The sequence below is a fragment of the Caulobacter sp. NIBR2454 genome (genome assembly GCF_027474405.1).
Taxonomy (GTDB): domain Bacteria; phylum Pseudomonadota; class Alphaproteobacteria; order Caulobacterales; family Caulobacteraceae; genus Caulobacter.
The window spans coordinates 59229-79352 of record NZ_CP114872.1 but is presented as its reverse complement, the minus strand read 5'-3'; the positions used below and the strand labels follow the sequence as shown (position 1 = coordinate 79352).

Sequence of the window (20124 nt, the reverse complement as noted above, 5' to 3'; positions counted from 1 at the left end):
ACGCCTCAGATGTGCCGATGAAGGATGGCTGGCGGACCAATTCCAGCGTCGCTGAACGCCGAAAGCACCCGGAAATGAACGTCGGTCTCGAACGGTTTCTCGTACTTGCAATCAAACACATAGGGCCTCGCCTTGATATGCACGGCGACATAGTGGTCGAGGATGGTTTGCTTGATCAGGATAGGCACCGGCATGGCGAAGAAGATGAAAGGACTTGTGAGACAGGCCTCCGTGATGATTTCCGTCGCACGCTCGACGTCCTGATCGACACCGACGTAGAAATCCATGGCGACCTGCATCTCCAGATTGCCGTAATTTCCGCTCGAGGTGATATCGGTCAGCACCTTGTTGTTGGGGATGGTGATGATGTTGTGATCGAGCGTGTTCATGCGCACGCTGCGTGGCCCGATCTTGATGATGTCGCCGTACTGTCCCGCGAACGACACCCTATCGCCGACCTGGAAGGGGCGGTCGAAGATGATGGTGATGCCGGCAATGAAGGCCGCCACAAGATCGCGCATGGCGAAGCCGACCGCGAACGCCAATCCGCCACCGATGACGGTCAGTGCAGTTTCGTTGAGCCTGACGCTCAGCGCCGCGCAGAGGACTATTGTGGTCAAGTAGATCGCAAACCGCACCGTCGAGGCGACTTTGTCGATCGTTGGCCGCCGATGAGTGTACCGTTTACTGAGGCGGGCGCTGGCGCCCTCTAACATTCGCAGAATAAGCAGCGCGGCGGCCACAACGACCACTGAGAGGGCGACGCCGCTCCATTGAACGAAGTCTGCGATCTGCGCCAGCTTGGGATCTTCTGCAGCCCACGCGGAACCGGGTAAACCTCCGGAAGCGATCAGCGCAAGGGCGACAGATCGTCCGGCATGCTCTTTCCGGGTCATGCGCTGGCCATCAGATGACGGCGCTCGAGCTTGCGTGTGATCTCGCGATGCCAGGTCCAAGACGCCTGGATGCGGCCCTCATGCTCATCCAAAATTCCGTGCCCGGTACAAAAGCGAAGGGCGTTCTCAACCTCTCGGGAAGATAGACGGGTCGCACTTTGAATGTCGTGGGCCGTCGTTGGCGCCCCCTGGAGCACGGCCCGCAGGACAAGCAACGTCTCGTCGACCAACAAGTCCAGTTCGGCCGCCTTGGGCGTGTGCATCGGTCGCACGAAGAGGTGACCCGACGGGCCTGCCGCCAGAGAGCGGCGCCAGACATCGAGCGCCACGCCGGGGTTGCCGCTTGCGTAGTCCCAAACCAAAAGTGTGTACGCCGCCTTCTTTGCCGCCAGCGCGTCAAGGCGGTAGATTTCATCCGTCTCGGCCATCGACGGCTCCAGGAGGTCTTCGTAGCTCGGGTCGATGCCGGCCTGCTCACATCGAGCGTCCAGCAGAGCGCCAATCGCGGTGTCCGGCCATCGCCCGAGCGTGATCACTTGGTCGAACATCGGGCGGGATCCGCGAGATGCCACGAGGAAGGGCCAAATTGCCGAGTCGATGGCGAGAACCCAGGTGACGCCGCTTTCGCATTGCCTGATCAGGGACATAAGTTCGTCGAATAGCCGAAGCCCACCCATGACCGGGCGTATCATAGCCTGCACATTGTCGATCAGGATCGCGGGCGGCGGATTTCCCGGGGCGCTATCGGCTTCGGCCGCGATTGTGGCAATTATGGCGTCCAACGCGCAGGACTCGCCGCAATCGATGACGATGGCGCCCGCCAGCGCCCTGGTGAGCTGTCGCAGGCTGGAAGTCTTTCCCGCGCCGCGTTCACCAACCAGGGCTATCGTGCGGGGAGCGGGGGCGCCCGTTCCAACAAGCCACGCGGCGATCTGACTTTCTGCGTCGGTCGCGATCCAGGTCGAGGACGGGGTGTCCGGACCCAACGCGTCAAACACCGGCCCATCGATCCAGCGCCGGTCCTCGTGGTGCTGTTCGGACTGGCGGCGGAGCATCTCGCGGCGAAACAGGAAAACGGCGGCGCGCCGGACAAGCGCAAGTGACCCAAACCAACGGTGAGCGAGGCGCCCTGTTGCAATCCCGGCATATTCAACAGCGACGAGCGTCGCGGCCAGAAAACCGATCGGTCCGATCCGATGCTCCAGCACCCACTGGTGGAAGGCCGACTTGCGATTGTGCGTTTCAGCCCAGGCGAAAAGGAGGCTCATCCACCATCTCACTAGCATGAGAAGGACCGCAACGATGGCGAACCAGGCGGTCGATCCCACCCATCGGTAGATTGTGCCTTGCCCGACAAGCTCAGCGGTCAAGCTGAGGATCAACCCATAAGCGACAATCACGCCGCCGATTAGGCTCAAAGATCTTAGGCGGATACGACTGAGATCTTGTCGACCTTGCTGCGGATCTAGCCGTCGAGTGCTGGAGTCCGCAAAGGCCGCATTGATGATGGCGACGACCAGGGCCCCACCCAATGCCCAAAGCACTATCAAGCTTAGGAGTTTGACTTCCAAAAGATCGTGCAACGCCGACGGCAGGACCGACATAAGCGCGAAGTAGAGTACAAGCCACCCCAAGGGACGCCGTATCGATCGGATGAACCTGAGGGCACGTAGCTGACAGCTCGGACTGGGTCTCAGCGCCCTACGATCCGCAAGTGCCAGGATCTCCTCCCAGGATGCGAACACTCGTGTGCTTTGCCGGCGCCACCAAAGGAATACAGTCGAAAGGATTGCCCAAGGGATCAGGACTCGACTGCTTCCTGCAAGCGCCGACAGAGCTGTTGACGCGGGTGTGAGCAGCGCCGTCGCCACCCAGTCCGACGCTGCGTAGGCGTGGTATCGAGCTAATAGAATCAACTGCCGCGCTTCGGCCCGCGCCTGGTCCCAACCAGTCGCGGTGAAACCCGTGACGGCCGCCCTCTTTGCGGGCGACAAGTGAACCAGAAGGGCAAGACGGCTGTCGTTCAACACACTGATCTCGTTCAGCAGATCGGCGGCCACAGCGACGTGTGTCGCATGCGTCGCCGCGACAAGCTTGACGCGGCGCGCAGTAAGCGCCGCACGGGTCGCCTCAACCTCGCGGGCATCAACGCCCTCCGGTAAGTCGAAGAGGGGATCGGGTCCCACCTCGGCGAGGTCGACGGGCCCCGACGCGATCATATCAAGCGTCGAGGCCAGGTCTTGCCGGGCGGCGCGAAGAGCCCCGCGCAGCGCTGTGTAGGTAGAATCCGCTGGGCCGGCGGCCAAAGCGGCCTCGCGCGCCCGCGCGCGCCAGCCAAGAACCGCGTCACGGCGCACGCCCGTCTGAGACGCCATCGTCGTGAGCTCTTGCTCCTGTAGTTCATACTGACGCTTCAAACTCATGAGGCGCGCCGCTTCGGTCTTGACGGCTTGTTCGGCGGCGAGGCGGGCGCGGGCGGCGGCCTGCAGCGCTAGGTTTTGTTCGTTGGCCACTTGTGCGGCAGCGCTGGTCGGCACCGCAGGCAGAGTCGACGAGGGTACGCCGATCTGCACCTCCATGTTGGACCGCACAACGGCCGGGGAGGGAGTGGCGGTCGCGTGAACTGCATCGGGGCCAGCCCCAGCAACCGCCGGCGCGGCAAGCTGGATGGCGCCGGCCGAACACAACGCGATCAAAATCCTGTAACCCGTCCTATCCAAGGCGTCCGCTCCGCAGGTATGGCGACCTCAGGATCGAAGACGACTCGTCGCTCCGCCTAAATAACGCCACGGGCCGCTTTCGACTACCGCTGTGCTGCATTTGACCTCCGCCTGGGCCCCGTCTGCAGTTGATCCCGCAAGACATCCCCAATACCCGCGCTCCATCCGTCGATGGGCCAGTCTACAATTGTGATGATCTGGTTGTAATCTCTGGCTTCCTGATGGGCTCGAAATCAGGGATGCTCTGAATGATCCTCTGCCCAAGGGGGCCGACAACGTAGACGCAAATTCAAGTCAATGCCTCACCGATGGTCCGGTGCGGCCTCCTAGCGCCGAGCGCCAGCAAGCTTCCCGCTAGGGCAAAGGCAAAGGATTTGCGACTTCGGCGTCGGGCGGCCATTCCCCGGGAAACACCGGCCCACAGAAAGCGGCGCGAACGCCATGAGATTCTGGTAGCCTTTTACGCGCAGCGAAACTTCGTTGGATCACTGTGAACGACCTCAGGTGTCAGGCTGCGCGACCGCCTCTAGGGCCCTCAGTAAAGCTCGAACCGCTCGAAGTGTCTCCGGCGCCTGAATCGGTTCAGTCGGCGACATGCCCTCCCGCGTTGCCGTCATTTGTTGACGCAAGTCCTGCTCCCACTGGCGGAGAATCTCAATTTTTTGCTCATCACGCAGGTTCGGATCGGCCGCGAGTTCTGCGGGAGTTGCGAATTGTGTCCTGAATGGCATTGGGGGACCACGACCCTGAGCCTCAACCATTTGATCTGCTGCCCGTTTCACTAGGGATCATTTATGCCGCCTTGACATTGAATTTCAATGTCGAGCAAGGGCTCACTTGCGCGTACCCGCAACACTACGGCCGCGAAGAGTCCAACAGATTCTTCCAGAGCGTGCTCGTTTCTTCACAAGACATTGTATTGACAGCGACTATTTTATACTATTTCCGAGACAGCACAGCTTCGGAAGCTGTTGCAGCCATAAACCGCTGAATTAACGCCAAAAATGATGCAATTTGAGAGGGGCAGGCGTTGCGCTTAGCAGCGGAGCTTCTGTTGCAAACTCGATGGCGCTCGGCCGGCTGCAGAGGCCCGATGGCCAGGAAAACATAAGGTATAGATAGGTTGTGGATAAGCGCCAGAAGCGAAGACGGATGTCGGTTTCTGACTCATAGCGGGACGTCTGGGCGTCCGCTTCTGGGCGTGCAGTGGAACCGGCTACCGGTCGCCCTTCCCCATTCCGAGGAGATCGAAGAAGCCGGCGGACCGGCAGCCTATGTAGAGACCTGGCTGGACGTGATGGCAGGGCCTGCTGAATCGCAGGCCCACGAGGTCAGCAGCCGGCAGCTTTCGCTGTTCTAGGACCAGGACCTCGTCACTCGCTGCAGACGATGGCGAGGTCCAAGCCTACTGTTTCCTTCAGATACGTCAGGGCTGCACCCAAGACGGTGTCCTGTGAGCTGGTGCGCTTAGATTTCGATAGTCCAGGTTGGACCATGACGATTTCGGCCCGAATGGGATGGAAGCGGTGGAACTTCACCAACTGATTGAGTTCGCCGGGGCCGCCCTTCAGATAGCGCGAGGGACGTGATGGTGCCTTGAGCGCTTCGTTTCGTACTTTCAGGTGTTGGGCGAGATGCTGGAAGCGACCCAACCAACGTGCAGATCGCACGGCTTGCGAAGCCACTTCGACGACGTCTTTGACGCGTTCGCCCACTGTGGTTCCGCCAGAGAATTTGCAGTGAACCAAGGCAAGGCGAAGATGATCCTTCTCTGCCTTTATGCATACGAGGTCCGCCGCTTCACCGCTCGCGTCGTCATCAAAAACGATATCAAACCCAGCATCGATGTAGTGTTTCGCGACATGCGCCTGGATGGAGTCAGCGCGCTCCGCACCGTCCTTCCACATTGACTCTTTGGTGATATCCACCCCGGTCCAATCCCAACATTCGAACCGATCCTCCCCAATGGTCAGGTCGTAGGGAGTCTGCGGGACAATGTGGAGGTTGGCGTCCAACTCGGAAAGATCGACGAAACGGAACAGTGGCGGGTAGTCGCCGAAATAATCGGACAGCGGCTGGTGCAGCTTCCCGCTGGTCACATGCACAGTACTGCCGCTGATCTGGGTAACTGTGTAGCCGTCTGGTCCCGAAAGTTCGAACCGGAAGCGGGCCCAAAGGCCTGTAGTCGCTTCGACGAGGTCGAATTCGATCGCATTCGTCGAGCGGTCCATCCCTGCGATCGTGAGTTCGAAGGTAGTCTGCGCGGCTTTGCTTGTGCCGTCGCTGAAGACCACTCGCTCCTCGGACTGCCGGAGAAGTTCGACAGGCCAATCGACACCCAACAGTTCCGCCGTTGGCAGCGCGGTCACGACCGTGGGGAGCAGGACGTTATCGATGAGCTTGCTGCTATCGATCGAGGCATCGCGCAGCTTGTCGCCGACGCCTTGCGCCCATTCGATAAAGCGAGGCAGCGAACCACCTTGATCGCGAGACCAAACGCGACCTTTCACCGTGCAGCCGACTGTCGTCTGCCTGCCGTGCTCCCATCCGATGCCGGATAGCAGCGCTTTGATGGAGCCGCTCTTCTCCGCTTGGCTCAGGGCGCCCACCACCTCCGCGCCTGTGTAGGAGGCGTATGAGAGATTGCGCCGGCCGTGCTTCTTGACCCCCAAGTTCTGGAAGATGAGGCGATTGATGCGGCCCAAGGCCCTGAAGATCACATCACCGCTAATAAGCGTGGTGGCGCCGACTGCCTTTGCAAGCGGCGCGAAGTTGGAATCCTTGTCGGTCGAGGCGAGGTACAGGATGCTTCGGGTCGCGTCGTAGTGCAGGACGAAGAGGGTCCATGTTCGGTCGCGCACCGCCTTCGAACGGCTCCACTTCACCGAGGGTTCGGAGCGAGTGACGAGGAACAGTGTGTTCGACGGGCTGTGCAGCCACACTCGGTAAGGAACGAAGCTCTCAGGAAGGCCTTGGTGGAAATTCTTCGGTTGGAAGCTCTTGGCTTCGTAGAAGAGTGTGCTCAGCGGCGGCTTTAGGAGCTTGTGCGAGATCGGTGTGTCTTCGTTCTGCACGCCTTTGTCGAGACGCTGAGCCTCGTTCAGAAATGCCACCAGCCGCGCATGTTCCTGGGCGGCTTGGGAACTAAGTTCGCTGAGCACGTCGTTCCAGTCGGCATCTTCGCTGTAGAGCCGTTCAAGTGCGGCGGAGACGTTCGGTTCGGCGATGTTCGCGATGATGGTCGCGTTGCCGATATTCTCGGCCGAGCTTCGCGTGAAGCGGCCTGTGAACTGGAGCAGGATGGCCAGGCTTTTGTGGAGATCATGGACGGCCGCGACCTTTAGCTGAGGGAGGTCGAACCCTTCACCCAACATATTCACGCACACTACGATGTGATTGCGACCAGCGATCAGATCTGCGACTCGCTGTCGTGCATCCGTCTGGTCGGAATGGATGATGGTCGGCTTGAGCTCCGGTGCCAAGCGTCCGTAAAGCGCATGGATTTTGTTGGCGCGATCGATGCTCGCACATCGAGCCATCATCCGATGGTCCAAACCTGCTGCTATATCTTCCCGGAGCTTGGCAACGGCGGCCTCAGCGATCGCTTTGTCCGCTTTGGATGGCGTGGGTTCGTACACCGGGTCAAACGTGATCCGGCGGAAATATCCATCCTGTTGAGCGCGCCGCAGCGAGTAGCTGTAGATGACTTGGCCGTCGACCAACTGTCCATCACGGCGGAAAGGCGTAGCAGTGAACTGAAGAATCGGCCGGTCGGCAAAGGCCTCTCGGAAGCTCGACCAACGGGCAGCCGACACGTGATGGGCTTCGTCGATGACGAGCGCTCCTACTCGCTTCACGATTTCCGGCCATAGAGGCTCAGCACCTGCGTCCGCGACGGATGTCATGGTGGTGACGATCACATTGCAGCGCTCGAAGACTTCCAGAGCGTCGGGCGTCTTAGGTACTTTTGTGATGATCCCCACGATCGGGTTTGGTGCGTCTTCGGGGAGCACCTTCAACCAGCGAAGTAGTCCCATGTTGATGAACTTGCCGATCGTTTGCGCTCGGAGCGCATCACCTGGCACCACCACAAGCATCGGCTTCCGCATGTACGCCGCAAGCGCGGCCAACATGGTTTCGGTTTTGCCGGTACCGGTCGGCATGACAACCGTCGCCGCCTGCCTATGAAGGCTCCAGTGTGCCCCGATGGCGTGCAACGCACCTAGCTGCGGAGGTCGAAGACCTCGGCGGTCCTCATCGACAGTCCCATCGTCGTTGGGTGCTTCGGCACGGAAAGCTACTTGACCCTCCCAAAGCCGAGCGCGCGCCGTCACGACCGCCGGCCATCCCTCGGCAGCTGCTTGAGCCTCCAGGTCATCGACGAGCCGGTGTGAAGTCCAAGACAGGCTTCCATCGGCACCGCTGAGCAGCACACCATCCGCAGCGGGAGGTCGAGCTACTTTAGTCCGGGTTGTCAGGATAAAGGTCTCACCGTCCGCAGTCCGATAGATCGGTTCTTTGACACGAGGCGACACGGCAACCTCGCCGATCTTGGTAGCTTCGACCACGATCGGCCCGCGCAGCAGGCACTCTATTCTTCCCGTCGGGGTTCGGATGGGTCCGTACTTGACGGTCGGCAATGTGAATGCCGTCGGTGCTTCAGCAGTGAAGAGGTCTGGCTGCGACATGACTGTCCTAGGCGCGAGCTCTTGGATGAGCTCCACTAAGGATAGTGCACCGAACGGCCTTTTCCACCACACGGTTAAGGTTGTTCACAGCCGAGAGTGTTCTGGCGCGAGGGCTTTGTTACCTCGGGGCGCTTCCAATGGGTCGAGACCAAGTCTCGCAGCCCGTCAGAGCGAGGAAATCCGGCTCAGGATAGCGAACGATCCGCCGCACCTGTCGGGCGGGGAGGTCCTCAGTGACTCGGTCCTCGAACTCCAGATGGTCTCGTGCGGAGTGACCAAGAGACGCCAGATAGTGGGCCACGATAGAAAAGGCAGGACTTGCGCTGTCACCCAATAGAGCGATCGGAATGTCGGCCTCTACGACCGCCGGCGTGCCGATGGACCTAAGCAGCGGCCCCATCACTGCATTGGAGTCGTGGGAATTATAGAGGGCTTCTCCGCCCCAAGTCCCGAGAAGTGAGCCAATGCCGCCTTCGCCAGCCTCGCGGGGCGGGAAGAAGCACCACCAGATACGGCCTCGCCGGTAGGATTCGCTGCGCGACATCGTGGATGGCGTGTTCAAGCGCACCCTCACCCTTCTTGAAACCAATCTGGATCTTCTCGAGCAATCGGCGCAGGATCTCCTGCAACGAGAGACAGGTCGCTGCGTGACACTGTCACTGGCGCAGATGATCGGCGAACAACCCTGACTGGATAGTGAAAACGGAGAAGACGAATGGCACACGGAGCTTGCGATATTTGCGGTCGCCCGGCGACGGCGCGTGTGCGCGCCTCGGTGAACGGCAGGGTTCAGAACATGGAGCTTTGCGACCAGCATTACAGCGAAATGGCGCGCCGGTCGGGGCGCAGCGCCTCGCCGCTGGAGTCCCTGTTCGGACGGCGTTCCCTTCTTGACGAATTCCTCGGCGAGAGCGGTTTCGGCAGCCTCTTTAGTGACAGTCCGCTGCGAGGCGGCACGCTCGGCTCTATGGGTGATGGCGATGACGCTGTCGTCGACGCCACTTTCGGCGAGGGCGCGCCGCGGCGTGGATCGCGGCGCGGCGGCGGACGCACCATCGCCGACCGGCTGAGCGAACAGGGCAACAAGCTGCTGCAGGATGCCGCACAGAAGGCCGGGGAATTCGGGCGCAGCGAGGTCGATACCGAACATCTGCTTCTGGCATTGACCTCGTCTGACGTAGTCAAGACGATCCTGGAACAGTTCAAGGTCGATGTGGACGATCTGCGGCGCCAGATCGAGAAGGAAGCGAAGCGTGGAGACGCCAAGACGGAAGGCGAAATCGGCGTAAGTCCTCGCCTGAAGGACGCGCTGAACCGGGCCTTCATCGCCTCGAACGAACTCGGCCATTCCTATGTCGGTCCTGAGCACCTTCTGATCGGCCTTGCCGAGGAAGGTGAAGGCCTGGCCGCGTCGATCCTGCGCAAATACGGATTGACGCCGCAGGCGCTTCGCCAGCAGGTGACCAAGGTCGTGGGCAAGGGAGCCGAGGAAGGCCGCGTGGAGGCGCCTTCCAGCACGCCCGATCTCGACCAGTTCAGCCGTGACCTGACGAAGCTCGCCCGCGAGGGCAAGCTCGATCCCGTCATAGGCCGCGCCCGCGAGATCGAGACGACGATCGAAGTGCTGGCCCGCCGGAAAAAGAACAACCCGGTGCTGATCGGCGAGCCCGGCGTGGGCAAGACCGCCATCGTCGAGGGACTTGCACAACGGATCGTCGCGGGCGAAGTGCCCGAGGCGCTGCGCGACAAGCGGCTGGTCGAGCTAAACATCAACTCGATGGTGGCCGGGTCGAAGTATCGCGGCGAGTTCGAGGAGCGAGTCCAGAAGATCCTCAAGGAGATCACCGAGGAGAAGGACAGCCTGATCCTGTTCATCGACGAGATCCACACCATCGTCGGCGCCGGCCAGGGCGGTGGCGAAGGTGGTCTCGACATCGCCAACACCTTCAAGCCGGCGCTGGCGCGAGGCGAGCTGAACCTGATCGGCGCGACGACGCTCAACGAGTACCAGAAATACATCGAGAAGGACGCGGCGCTCGAGCGACGGTTCCAGCCGGTTTATGTCGAGGAACCCACGGTAGCTCAGGTCATCATGATCCTGCGCGGCCTGCGCGACACGCTGGAGGCGCACCACAAGGTGACGATCACCGACGAGGCCATCGTCGCGGCAGCCGAGCTTTCTGATCGCTACATCACTGGCCGCTTCATGCCCGACAAGGCGATCGACCTGATCGATCAGGCAGCCGCACGGGTGAAGATCAGCGCCACAGCGCGCCCTGTGGACGTCCAGGAGTTGGAGGCCGAAGCCGCGCAGATCAAGCGCGAGCAGGACTATGCCGCAGCCCGCAAGCAATTCGACCGAGCAGCAGAACTGAAGAAGGAGCTGGAGCAGAAGCAGAAGGAGCTGGACGAGCTTCTGGAAATCTGGAAGCGCGACCAGGCTTCGGCGACCGCCGAGGTGCGCGCCGATCACGTCGCGCAGATCGTCTCCAAGATCACCGGCGTTCCAGTCACGGAGCTGACCACCGAGGAGAAGGACAAACTCCTCAAGCTCGAGGAGAAGCTGCACGAGCGCGTCATCGGCCAGGAAGAAGCGATCCGCGCCGTGGCCGATGCGGTGCGCCTGGCGCGTGCGGGTCTGCGCGAAGGTTCCGGTCCGACTGCGACCTTCCTGTTTCTCGGGCCAACCGGGGTTGGCAAGACGGAACTGGCCAAGACGCTCGCCGAGGTGATCTTCGGCGACCAGGATGCGATGATCCGTATCGACATGTCGGAGTATGGCGAGCGCCACTCGGTTGCCCGGTTGGTTGGCGCACCTCCGGGCTACGTCGGATACGACGAAGGCGGGCAGCTGACGGAGAAGGTGCGCCGTCGGCCCTACTCGGTCGTACTCCTCGACGAGATCGAAAAGGCGCATCCCGATGTCTACAACATCCTGCTTCAGGTGTTCGACGATGGCCGCCTGACCGATGGCAAGGGCCGCGTGGTGGACTTCACTAACACCATCATCATCGCCACCTCGAACCTCGGTTCGGACATCATCCAGCGCAACCTCACGAAACGCGGCAGCAGGGAGTTCGACGAGGCCAAGCAGAAATCCGAACTGATGGAGGTGTTGCGCGGTCATTTCCGGCCAGAGTTCATCAACCGGATCGACGAGATCATCGTCTTTCATTCGCTGAATCAGTCGGAGATCCGCCAGATCGTCGAGTTGCAGCTCAACCGGGTGAAACGGACCGCCCTTACCCAGGGCGTCGAACTCGAACTCGATGTGAGCGTCGTGGATCACTTCGGCGCGGTCGGCTTCCGTCCCGAATTCGGCGCCCGCGAGCTACGCCGGCTGATCCGGTCGGAGCTGGAGACCGAGTTGGCTCGCGAACTGCTCTCGGGGCGGATCGAGGATGGCGACAAGGTCCGCGTCGCCTGGTCAGCGGACGAACAGAAGGTCGTGTTCGAAAAGATCGCAAGGGACACCGGTGACGACAGCCCGGACGATCCGGCCCAAGCCGGGATCGGCGAGTCCAGCGCAGTTGCCGAAAACAAGGCGGACGCTCCGACGCCCGATGTCCCAGTCGACGCCAATGATAAGGAGCAGTCCAAGGGCGATAAGTCTATCGGATGACGTCGTGAAGGACTGGCCGGCGCGATGACGGTCGCGCCGGCTCATTTCGTCAAAAAGCGACAAGCAAGGTCATACGGCATGGAAGTCATCAGAGCATTTCGCAATCTCGACCGGCACGGCCAACAGCGCGCGCCTGAGGTCATCGAGGAAGAGGTGCGGCAACTTGAACCGCATCTTGTACGCTTCCGCGAGGATCTCGTCCGGCTCGAAGTCGTCGCGTCCCAGACGAGCGGCAAGACGCGCATCCAGGTCAGCCTGCGCCTGCAACTGCCCTCGGGCGTGATCGCGGCACAGGAAGAGGGGTTCGAGATTGAGCCTGTCCTGCGCAAGGCCTTTGCCAACCTGCGCCAGCGGGTTGACCGGCATGTGGCGCGCCTCAAACATGAACCGGACTGGAAGCGCCCGGCCCGCCGCCGCCGCATCGGCGCGCTTCTGCCCCCGGCACGCGATGCGGCCGAGTCGAACCGGCGGGCGATGTATTTCGACCTGATCGAGGATCATCTGGACCGGGTCCATGACGCCGTCCGGCGCGAACTGACCTATCTCGAAGCCGGCGGATCGGTGCCGCCGGGCAGGCTCGGGGTCGACGATCTGGTCGATGCGATGGTTCTGAAGGGGCTCGAACGGTTCGAGACGCGGCCGACGGAATTCTCGGTCGGCGATTGGCTCTTGCGGCTGGCCCACGAGACCATCGAGGAGGAGGGACGTGCGGCCCGCCGGGCCCTGCCCGAGGACGCCGCCTCGCTCGACGCCGAGCCCGAGAAGCCCGCAGAGGATCCGACCGAAGCCGATCAGGAATTGTCCGAATTCCACCAGCCCGACGACGTGTTGCGGCTCGAGGATCTCGTCGCGGACGACAGCGTGACCGATCCCGAGAGAGAAGCTGAGCGGCATGAACTGGCGCAGTCGCTGCATCGCGCGATGGCCCAGCTTCCGGCGCTCTGGCGCCGCGTGCTGGAGCGAATCCACCTTGCCGACAGCACGCCGGCCGAGGCCGCCGCGGCGCTCGGCCTGGATGCGGCCGAGGTCGACCGGATCGCCCTGTCCGCGGCCGCCTTTCTTCGCGCGAAACTGATCGAGGCCGGGTTCGCGGGCGAAACCGTCGAAACCGCGAACCTGGAACAGGAAATCGCCCGCACGGCGCGCCTGCCCCAACCGATCCTCGAACGGCAGCGGATCGTCATTGCGATGCACGGCGAGGCGGCCATCCTGTCGCATGCCGAAAGCTCGCCCGATCATCCAGGAGGACGCATCGAATGAACATCAACTCGCTCAACCCGGCCCGGGACATCGAAGACATGCTCTGCACGCTGACGCGCAACTGGTGGCTGGTCATCCTGCGCGGCGTGCTGGCGCTGATCATCGCCGCGCTTGCGTTCCTGATGCCGGCTGAATCGCTCCTGGCTCTGACGCTGGTATTCGGCACCTTTTCCTTCGCCGATGGCGTGTTAGGCCTGATCTCCGCCATTCGCAACATCCGGAAGGGCCGGCGGTGGGGTTGGCTCATGGTCAGCGGCCTGCTCGGCATCGCCACGGGAATCGTCGTCGTGATCTCGCCCTTCGTTGCCACACTCGTCCTAGCGACGTTCCTTTGGGCCAGTATTGCCTTCTGGTCCGTGTTCTCGGGTGCCCTCGAGATCGCGGCAGCGATCCGCCTGCGAAAGGAAATCAACGGCGAAATCTGGCTGATCCTGAGCGGCCTTCTCTCGGTCGTTCTCGGTGTCGTCGTGACCTGGATGCTGCTGACGCGCCCGGTCGAAAGCTTCCTCGCGCTCGGCTGGCTGATCGGCTTCTACGCCGCGGTCTTCGGGGTGATGATGATCCTCCTCGGGCTACGGCTTCGCAAGGCGGATCGTTCGGACGGTGCGGCCTTCGATGACGCTCCCCCATCGGCAAAGGCGTGAGGTGCCCTATGGTGGATGACGGGCGAATTGCCGGCGAGGAGCACGATTTCACCCGATGGGACGAAACGATCTTCGACCGTTGCCTGAGCGCCGGCTTCAATCCGTTCGGCAGCGGTCCGACGCCAATCTTCCCGCGGCACCGGGACGCAGAGGCGCCGGACGCCGATGCAAAGCCGTGCATGCCACCTGACACCGAAAATGCGGGGTGCTGATGTCGAACCGCCTGCCTGACTTGGCATTTGCTGCTGCGGCCGCTGCCTTGGGCATCGGAATCGTTTTCGTTTTTCGCTCGATGTATCTTGCCGAAGACATACTGCCTTTCGCGCAGGAGATGACGCTCATCTTCCTCGGCGCTGTCGTGACGATCATTCTGACCGCGGCGCTTCTCAATCGCCAGACCGATCTCGAGCTTCGCAAGGAAGGAAGGGTCATCATCCTCCAGCAGCAATGCGACATTTACATGGCCTGTATCGAGAAGGTCGCAGAGATCGTGGAAACCGCAAGGCACGATGCGAAGCTGATCGATGAACTGCGTGTTCTCAGCCACAAGCTGGCTGTGGTCGCGAGTGCAGGGGTCGTGTCCAGCTTCGAGCAGGTACTGGAGAGCTTGCAGTCCGGTTTTGCTGACGGCACGCTCTCGGACGGGGACGGAGAGGGCGTGATGAATGCCGTCGCCGATCTCACGATAGCGATGCGGTCGGACGTCCTGCACGCTGCTGCCTTTCCTTCGCAGAACACCGAACGCGCCGTTCGCCTGAATTCGAGGCGAATGGAAAAACTCGACGATCTCGAACGTCACCTTCTCGTATCCACCGACACCCGGGAGAACTGATATGCGCGGCCATAATCGCCCACCATTCCCGCCGAAAATTCCCGGAACCGATCAGCCATCCTGGGACGTGCCGACGGCAATCATCTACCGTCCTGCCCGTTCCGCGATGACATCGGCGCCTCGGCCCAACTACTGGGTCCTCGAGTTCGAGCCGTCCCGGCCGCCGCAGATCGAGCCGCTGATGGGATACACGTCCAGCGGCGATCCCTATCGTCCGATTCGGCTGAAGTTTCCGGATCGCGACAGCGCCGTGGACTTCGCAGAGCGGCAGGACTGGCACTATGTCGTGCGCGAGGACGCTGGGGGAGCCCGGATGGCGAACCCTTGGGCGGGTGAGACGCGCCACCGGCTGCACAGGGGCGTCGATGCCCCGGGAGCCTTCCGGGTCCCCTTCCGCCCCGATCGCGGCCTCTCAAGAGGCGTCCAGCATGAGAGCACGGCCAACCCGTCTACCAGCGACAGGGAGAGTTTCGATCCGGTCCTCGAAGCCTCGCTCGAATCCTTCCCCGCCTCTGATCCTCCGGCGTGGACGGTGACGTGATGGTGTGGACGACCTCCGCCTAACCGGCTGTTCTGGCGGTGTCGTCATCAGGGACGTCATGTGTGGACGACCTCCAAGACGCAAGAGTGGAAACGACGTGGGCGCTCGGTCGAGTGCAGTCATGTGTTCGGCCTATTGATGCAGCTGTGTGCGCTGCTGGCCCTGATGAAGTCCGCGGACCGGCTCCCTAATCACGTCAACGCGCTCAAGGCGCTCTGACCCCCTGGGTTTCACCGATCCCCGGCTGCGGCCGGTTCGTCATCACGTCTCACCACTCCTTCGCCTACGGCGCCGGTCCTGGGTGAAGACCGGGCCGATCTCTAGGCCGCCGTGGGCTTGTAGTCCTCCTGTCGCGCCATCAGGGTCCAGGCGATGCGGGCCGTCTTGTTGGCCAAGGCCACGGCAGCGACCTTCGGCTTCTTGCGTTCGAGGAGATTGCCAACCCAGCCCTCGCGTCTTTGCTGCCGGGCCATTCGGAGGACGGCTGTCGCCCCGACGACGAGAAGACGTCGAAGGTAGCTGTCGCCCACCATGAACTGCGGCTCGCCGCCTTGCAGCACATTATAGGGCAGCTGGTAGGCCGGGGTTGCAGCCGCTGCGTCTTCCCACCGCTGCCGGCTCAATTGCTCCAGCGTCTGCGTGCGCTGCTCCAGCGTGACGCTGTCGTTGTAGCCCCGGGACATGACACGGGTCATGTCATACATGGTGCTGGCGACGACGGCCTTGACGCGCTTGTCCACGGCGACGGCGTTCAGGGCCATGCCGCCCCAGCCGCAGATGCCGATGACGCCGATGCGCTCGCGGTCGACGGACGGATGTAGGCCCAGGAAGTCGACCGCCGCGCTGAAATCCTCGGTGTTGATGTCAGGCGAGGCGACGTTGCGCGGCTCTCCGCCGCTTTCCCCCGTGAAGGACGGATCGAAGGCCAGGGTCGCGAAGCCGCGCTCCGCCATGGTCTGGGCATAGAGGCCCGACGACTGTTCCTTCACCGCGCCGAACGGCCCGCCGACGACCAGCGCGGCCAGGCGCCGATCGCTGCGGGACTTGGGCAGATAGAGGTCGCCCGAAAGTGTGAGGCCGTAGCGGTTCCTGAACGTGACCTTCTGGTGGTCGACGTTTTCGCTTTTGGGGAAAAGCTTGTCCCAGTCATTCGGCATGGTCTGCGCCTTTGCATTGGACGTGTTGAAGAGCGACCCGGCGGCTGCGGCGACCACGCCGGCGCTGGTCAGTTTCATAAGGTTGCGGCGGCTCGTGTCTGAGGTGGTCATGGCTATCTCCTCGTTCATGTCGGTCATTGGGGTTTCAGCAGCCGGCGGCCGTTGCCGATCAGGACCAGCGCCGCCCCGGCCAGGACCGCGCTGCCGATGAAGGTCGCCCGGATCGAAAAGCCGTCCAGCAGCCAGCCGCCAGCGACGGCGCCGAGCAGGATCGAGGCCTGGACCGCCGCGACCATCAGGCTGCCTGCGGCTTCCGGGGCATCGTCGGCGTTCTGGGACATCCAGGTCATCCAGATCACCGACATGGCGGTATTCATCGCGCCCCACAGCGCCAGCAGCACGCCGGCCGCGAACGGTGATCCGCCCAGGAACAGAAGTCCGAGCGTGCAGCCGCCCATCAGCAGAGCCGGCAGCCGCAGAAGGCGGGCGACATCGCCTTTCAGGAAACGGCCGGAGGCCCAGGTGCCGACGAAGCCCGCACAGCCCAGCACCAGCAGCAGGACCGACAGCACCGTCACGTTCGCCCCCGTCACCCGCTCCAGGAAGGGGCGCAGATAGGTGAACATGGTGAAGGCCGAACCCCAGGACAGCATCGAGGCGATGAGGCCGATCAGGAAATACGGGCGCTTCAGCAGGCTGAACATGGTCCGGACGTCCTGCCTCTGGCCCGCAGGCAGGGAGGGCAGGGCCACCACGTGCCAGATCAGGTTGACGGCGACGATGGGCGTCAGGGCCCAGAAGACCTCGCGCCAGCCGAACAGGTCGCCGAGATAGCTGCCGACCGGGGCGGCGAAAGCCGCCGCTATGGCCTGGCCGCCGTACATCAGGGCCAGGGCGCGCGGCACGTCGTCTTTGGGAACCAGGCGCATGATGACGGCTGTGGCCAGGGCCCAGAAGCCGCCGATGCAGATGCCCAGCAAGGCGCGGCCGATCATCAGCACCGCAAAGTTCGGCGCGGCCGCGACCAGGACCAGCGACAGCAGCATCAGGGCGGTCATGGCGACTAGGACCCACTTGCGGTTCAGCCGTCCGGCCGCCGTGGTGATGAGCAGGCTAGCCACGACGGCGAACAGGCCGCTGATCGAGATCGCCTGCCCGGTCTGGCCCTGGGTTGCGCCGAGGCCTTCGGCCATCGGCGTCAGCAGGCTGACTGGCATGAATTCCGAGGCGATCAGCATCGCCACGCACAGGGCCATAGACAGGACCGCGCCCCAGGCGGCGGCGGGCTTGACGGTCGTATCGGTAGTGAGGGCGACTTCGATCATGGCCGAACTTCTATCGGCGAACGCACAAAGCGATTAGTCGCCCTAATCGGCATGAACTAATCGATATGAACGAATAGTCTGACGCAGCGCCGAGGAGGAGACCGCCCGTGGAACGGACCGACTTCAATCAACTGACCTGGTTCCAGGCGGTCGCCGAGGAGCGCAGCTTTACCAAGGCGGCGGCGCGGCTCGGCGTGGCGCAGTCGACGCTCAGTCATGCGATCAAGCAGCTTGAAGCCCGGATGGGCATTCGCCTGCTGATGCGGACCACACAACGTCGCCACGACCGTCGCGGGCGAGCGGCTGCTGCAGACCATCGCCCCGCGCATGACCGAGATCGAGGAAGAGATCGCCGCCCTGACGGCGTTCCGCGACAAGCCGTCCGGTTCGATCCGGCTAACCCTGTCCGACCACGCCCTGCAGACCGTGGTCTGGCCCAAGCTGAAGCCCGCGCTCCAGGCCTATCCGGACATCAGCGTCGAACTGCTGCTGGACAGCAGCTTCCGCAACATCGTCGAGGAGGGTTACGACGCCGGCGTCCGGCTCGGCGAAAGCGTCGAGAAGGACATGATCGCGGTCCGTAACCGCAGCTAGGCCCTGCCGCCACCTGTTGGGGCGACTTCGACAGTGAATCGAAGGCCAGCGGCCTTCCATAAAGCAACAACCGTCGCGAATGGTGGACTTCGCTTGCTGGAGAGGAGACTCACAACCCTCAACGGCGTCAGCCCTGTAGCTTTCGCTACAGCTTCCAGGAGCTCGAACTCTTCCAAGTCCTCCATGAAGCATCGCAGTGCGGCCCTCGGGCCTTCAGAGGCGAGCGCCGCGTTCATGCGTGCGGCCATGTGAAGGCTGGCGCCTTGAACCGGCGTCATTCCAGCTTCCCGTAGGCCTTGGTGTCGATGTCCTCATCCCATTCGCTGAAGGCTGCAAAAGGATCACCTCCGCGCGGTTGGTGCGCAGACTTCGGATCGCCTTTTCTGGGAGCGCTGTCCTGGTGCCTTTCTATATCCCCTTTCTCCGCTGAGCCGTGGTGCGCGGTCGTTGTCTTGGTTCGACCCGCCACCGCTATGTCTCTAGGGGAAACGCTCCGCCGATTGGCGATCATGACGACTTTTGTAGCAAACTGCCGTGCAGTGTCGGTGATCGACTCGTTCATGAATTTCCCCGTGCTCGCGGCCTGCGAAGCCAACGCCAGAAATGCAGCATCTAACGCCTGGCTGTTACGAAATGCGTCACCCGCCAGATGGCGCATCAGTGAGTACTGAAATCCTGCGATCTCGAAATACATTCCGAAAACCCGCCCGCGTCCAGGATCCGTACGCAAATAGCCTAGCGGTAATTGGGGCGGCGGCATTGGAGGGCCTCCGCTGGCGAGATTGCTAACCACGACGTCTTGATGTTGGCCGGATAACTGGCAGAGCGCTTCAATGCGTTCGGCTAGTTCAGGCGAGGGCTCCAGTTGGACGGCGGACACGTCGGTTGGGATAGCCAACCATGTTGGTGATGGCGCGATCAGTTCGACTGCTGCGCGCATTGAAACCAAGCCCGCGACGTACCGAGGCAGCGGGATGCCTTCGTTGTGCGCCAAGGCAGTCAATTCATCTCGAACGGAATTGGCTACCAAAACCGTCCAGACTGGCGAGGTGTCGGATTCGAGAACGTCGGGCTGGGCCATGAAATGCTACTTAACGTCTGTCGACGTAAAGTCATCATCCATCGACGTTCAGCCCCATGTCAGAGGGGCGGGGGCTAGAGCTTCGAACGGTTGTGGCGACGAATGTTCGCTCGATCCGTCGTGAACGAGGGTTTAGCCAGGAAGAACTGGGCGCAGCCGCAGACCTTCACCGTACCTATATTGGGTCCGTCGAGCGCTCTGAACGCAACCTGTCGATCGACAGCATCGCGGCGCTTGCCCACGGTCTAGGGGTCGAGCCGTGGCGTCTTTTGATGCCGCAGCCGCAGGGATAGTCTCTTCATTTCCTGGCGCTTTTCGCCGCGGCTAGAAACTCCGCGACATGTGCGTCTGGAAGTGCACCTAGGTCCTGCAGCCCTGAAATGGCTTCGCTATATTCAGGGAAGTACTCGCGCCATGCCTTCATTCCTCCGATTTTGCCGATCGCCAGAATCGCAGCGCGATGGCTTGCCGCAAGAAGATCGCGCTGACGCCTGAGTCGAAGGTTCTCCGCTTCTAGCTCGGCTAGTCGATCGGCGAGTCGCGAGGGTGAATTCTTGGCGAATTTCTTGGCTACCGCTCTCGCTGCGGCTTGTCTGACAACAGCAGCTTCGACAACTGCCCGTCGATCCGGGCTACGTGTAAGTGTGCTCGCGTGTGGGAAGCGCCCACCGGACTGCTCCGCAACCTTTCGGAAGGTGACGGTAATGTCCTGCTCGATCATTTCGTTGAGCAGCTGTTGCAAAGAAGGGAGATCTGGCACGGAG

The 20124-nt window shown here is 62.2% G+C and carries 14 protein-coding genes and 1 pseudogene; 8 read left to right on the top strand and 7 right to left on the bottom strand.

The genetic code is table 11. From position 1 onward, the window contains the following. Positions 1-5: 5 nt before the first annotated feature. From O5K31_RS18100 to O5K31_RS18090, 3 genes are all read right to left on the bottom strand, one after another. On the bottom strand, positions 6-896 hold the full coding sequence (locus tag O5K31_RS18100) for a mechanosensitive ion channel family protein (RefSeq protein WP_269717133.1): 891 nt from the start codon (positions 894-896) through the stop codon (positions 6-8). Next, entirely contained in the window at positions 893-3475 is a 2583-nt protein-coding gene (locus O5K31_RS18095) for an ATP-binding protein (RefSeq protein ID WP_269717132.1), read from the bottom strand. The genes O5K31_RS18100 and O5K31_RS18095 overlap by 4 nt, the downstream gene beginning before the upstream one ends. A gap of 1514 nt (positions 3476-4989) precedes the next feature. Beyond that, complete coding sequence (locus O5K31_RS18090) at positions 4990-8304, bottom strand: DEAD/DEAH box helicase (protein ID WP_269713294.1); 3315 nt, start codon at positions 8302-8304, stop codon at positions 4990-4992. Between the two features lie 554 nt (positions 8305-8858). On the opposite strand from O5K31_RS18090, the gene O5K31_RS18085 reads away from it, so the two are divergent. The 6 genes from O5K31_RS18085 to O5K31_RS18060 all read left to right on the top strand — a co-directional run bounded on the left by O5K31_RS18085 (position 8859) and on the right by O5K31_RS18060 (position 15203). After that, a complete protein-coding gene (locus O5K31_RS18085) occupies positions 8859-8993 on the top strand; it encodes a hypothetical protein (RefSeq protein WP_269713293.1) in 135 nt (44 codons plus the stop codon). Between the two features lie 26 nt (positions 8994-9019). Next, the gene (locus O5K31_RS18080; RefSeq protein ID WP_269713292.1) at positions 9020-11926 is read left to right on the top strand and encodes an ATP-dependent Clp protease ATP-binding subunit; all 2907 of its coding nucleotides are present in this window, start codon (positions 9020-9022) and stop codon (positions 11924-11926) included. Between the two features lie 78 nt (positions 11927-12004). After that, a complete protein-coding gene (locus O5K31_RS18075) occupies positions 12005-13186 on the top strand; it encodes a sigma-70 family RNA polymerase sigma factor (protein WP_269717194.1) in 1182 nt (393 codons plus the stop codon). After that, positions 13183-13830, top strand: a complete 648-nt coding sequence (locus O5K31_RS18070) for an HdeD family acid-resistance protein (RefSeq protein WP_191001927.1) — start codon at positions 13183-13185, stop codon at positions 13828-13830. Before O5K31_RS18075 ends, O5K31_RS18070 begins: the two co-directional genes overlap by 4 nt. Positions 13831-14041: 211 nt before the next feature. Further along, positions 14042-14662 carry a hypothetical protein gene (locus O5K31_RS18065; RefSeq protein ID WP_037094075.1) on the top strand — a complete coding sequence of 207 codons (621 nt, stop codon included), beginning with the start codon at positions 14042-14044 and terminating at the stop codon, positions 14660-14662. Position 14663: 1 nt separating this feature from the next. Further along, positions 14664-15203 (top strand): NADH dehydrogenase ubiquinone Fe-S protein 4, encoded by a 540-nt coding sequence (locus tag O5K31_RS18060; RefSeq protein ID WP_087139585.1) that lies wholly within the window; start codon positions 14664-14666, stop codon positions 15201-15203. Positions 15204-15523: 320 nt separating this feature from the next. On the opposite strand, the gene O5K31_RS18055 is transcribed toward O5K31_RS18060, so the two are convergent. Both O5K31_RS18055 and O5K31_RS18050 read right to left on the bottom strand, forming a co-directional pair. After that, positions 15524-16498, bottom strand: a complete 975-nt coding sequence (locus O5K31_RS18055; RefSeq protein ID WP_442867790.1) for a dienelactone hydrolase family protein — start codon at positions 16496-16498, stop codon at positions 15524-15526. Then, entirely contained in the window at positions 16495-17685 is a 1191-nt protein-coding gene (locus tag O5K31_RS18050; protein WP_269713290.1) for an MFS transporter, read from the bottom strand. The genes O5K31_RS18055 and O5K31_RS18050 overlap by 4 nt, the downstream gene beginning before the upstream one ends. Positions 17686-17792: 107 nt before the next feature. On the opposite strand from O5K31_RS18050, the pseudogene O5K31_RS18045 reads away from it, so the two are divergent. Then, a pseudogene (locus O5K31_RS18045) lies at positions 17793-18267 on the top strand (LysR family transcriptional regulator); the annotation flags it as partial. A 286-nt stretch (positions 18268-18553) separates the two neighbouring features. On the opposite strand, the gene O5K31_RS18040 reads toward O5K31_RS18045, so the two are convergent. Beyond that, on the bottom strand, positions 18554-19360 hold the full coding sequence (locus O5K31_RS18040; protein WP_269713288.1) for a hypothetical protein: 807 nt from the start codon (positions 19358-19360) through the stop codon (positions 18554-18556). 56 nt (positions 19361-19416) lie between these two features. Between O5K31_RS18040 and O5K31_RS18035 the strand changes: the two genes are divergently transcribed. After that, positions 19417-19653: a helix-turn-helix domain-containing protein gene (locus tag O5K31_RS18035; protein ID WP_269713287.1), complete on the top strand. Its 237-nt coding sequence runs from the start codon at positions 19417-19419 to the stop codon at positions 19651-19653. Between the two features lie 5 nt (positions 19654-19658). On the opposite strand, the gene O5K31_RS18030 is transcribed toward O5K31_RS18035, so the two are convergent. Continuing rightward, entirely contained in the window at positions 19659-20102 is a 444-nt protein-coding gene (locus tag O5K31_RS18030) for a hypothetical protein (RefSeq protein WP_269713286.1), read from the bottom strand. Positions 20103-20124: the final 22 nt, after the last annotated feature.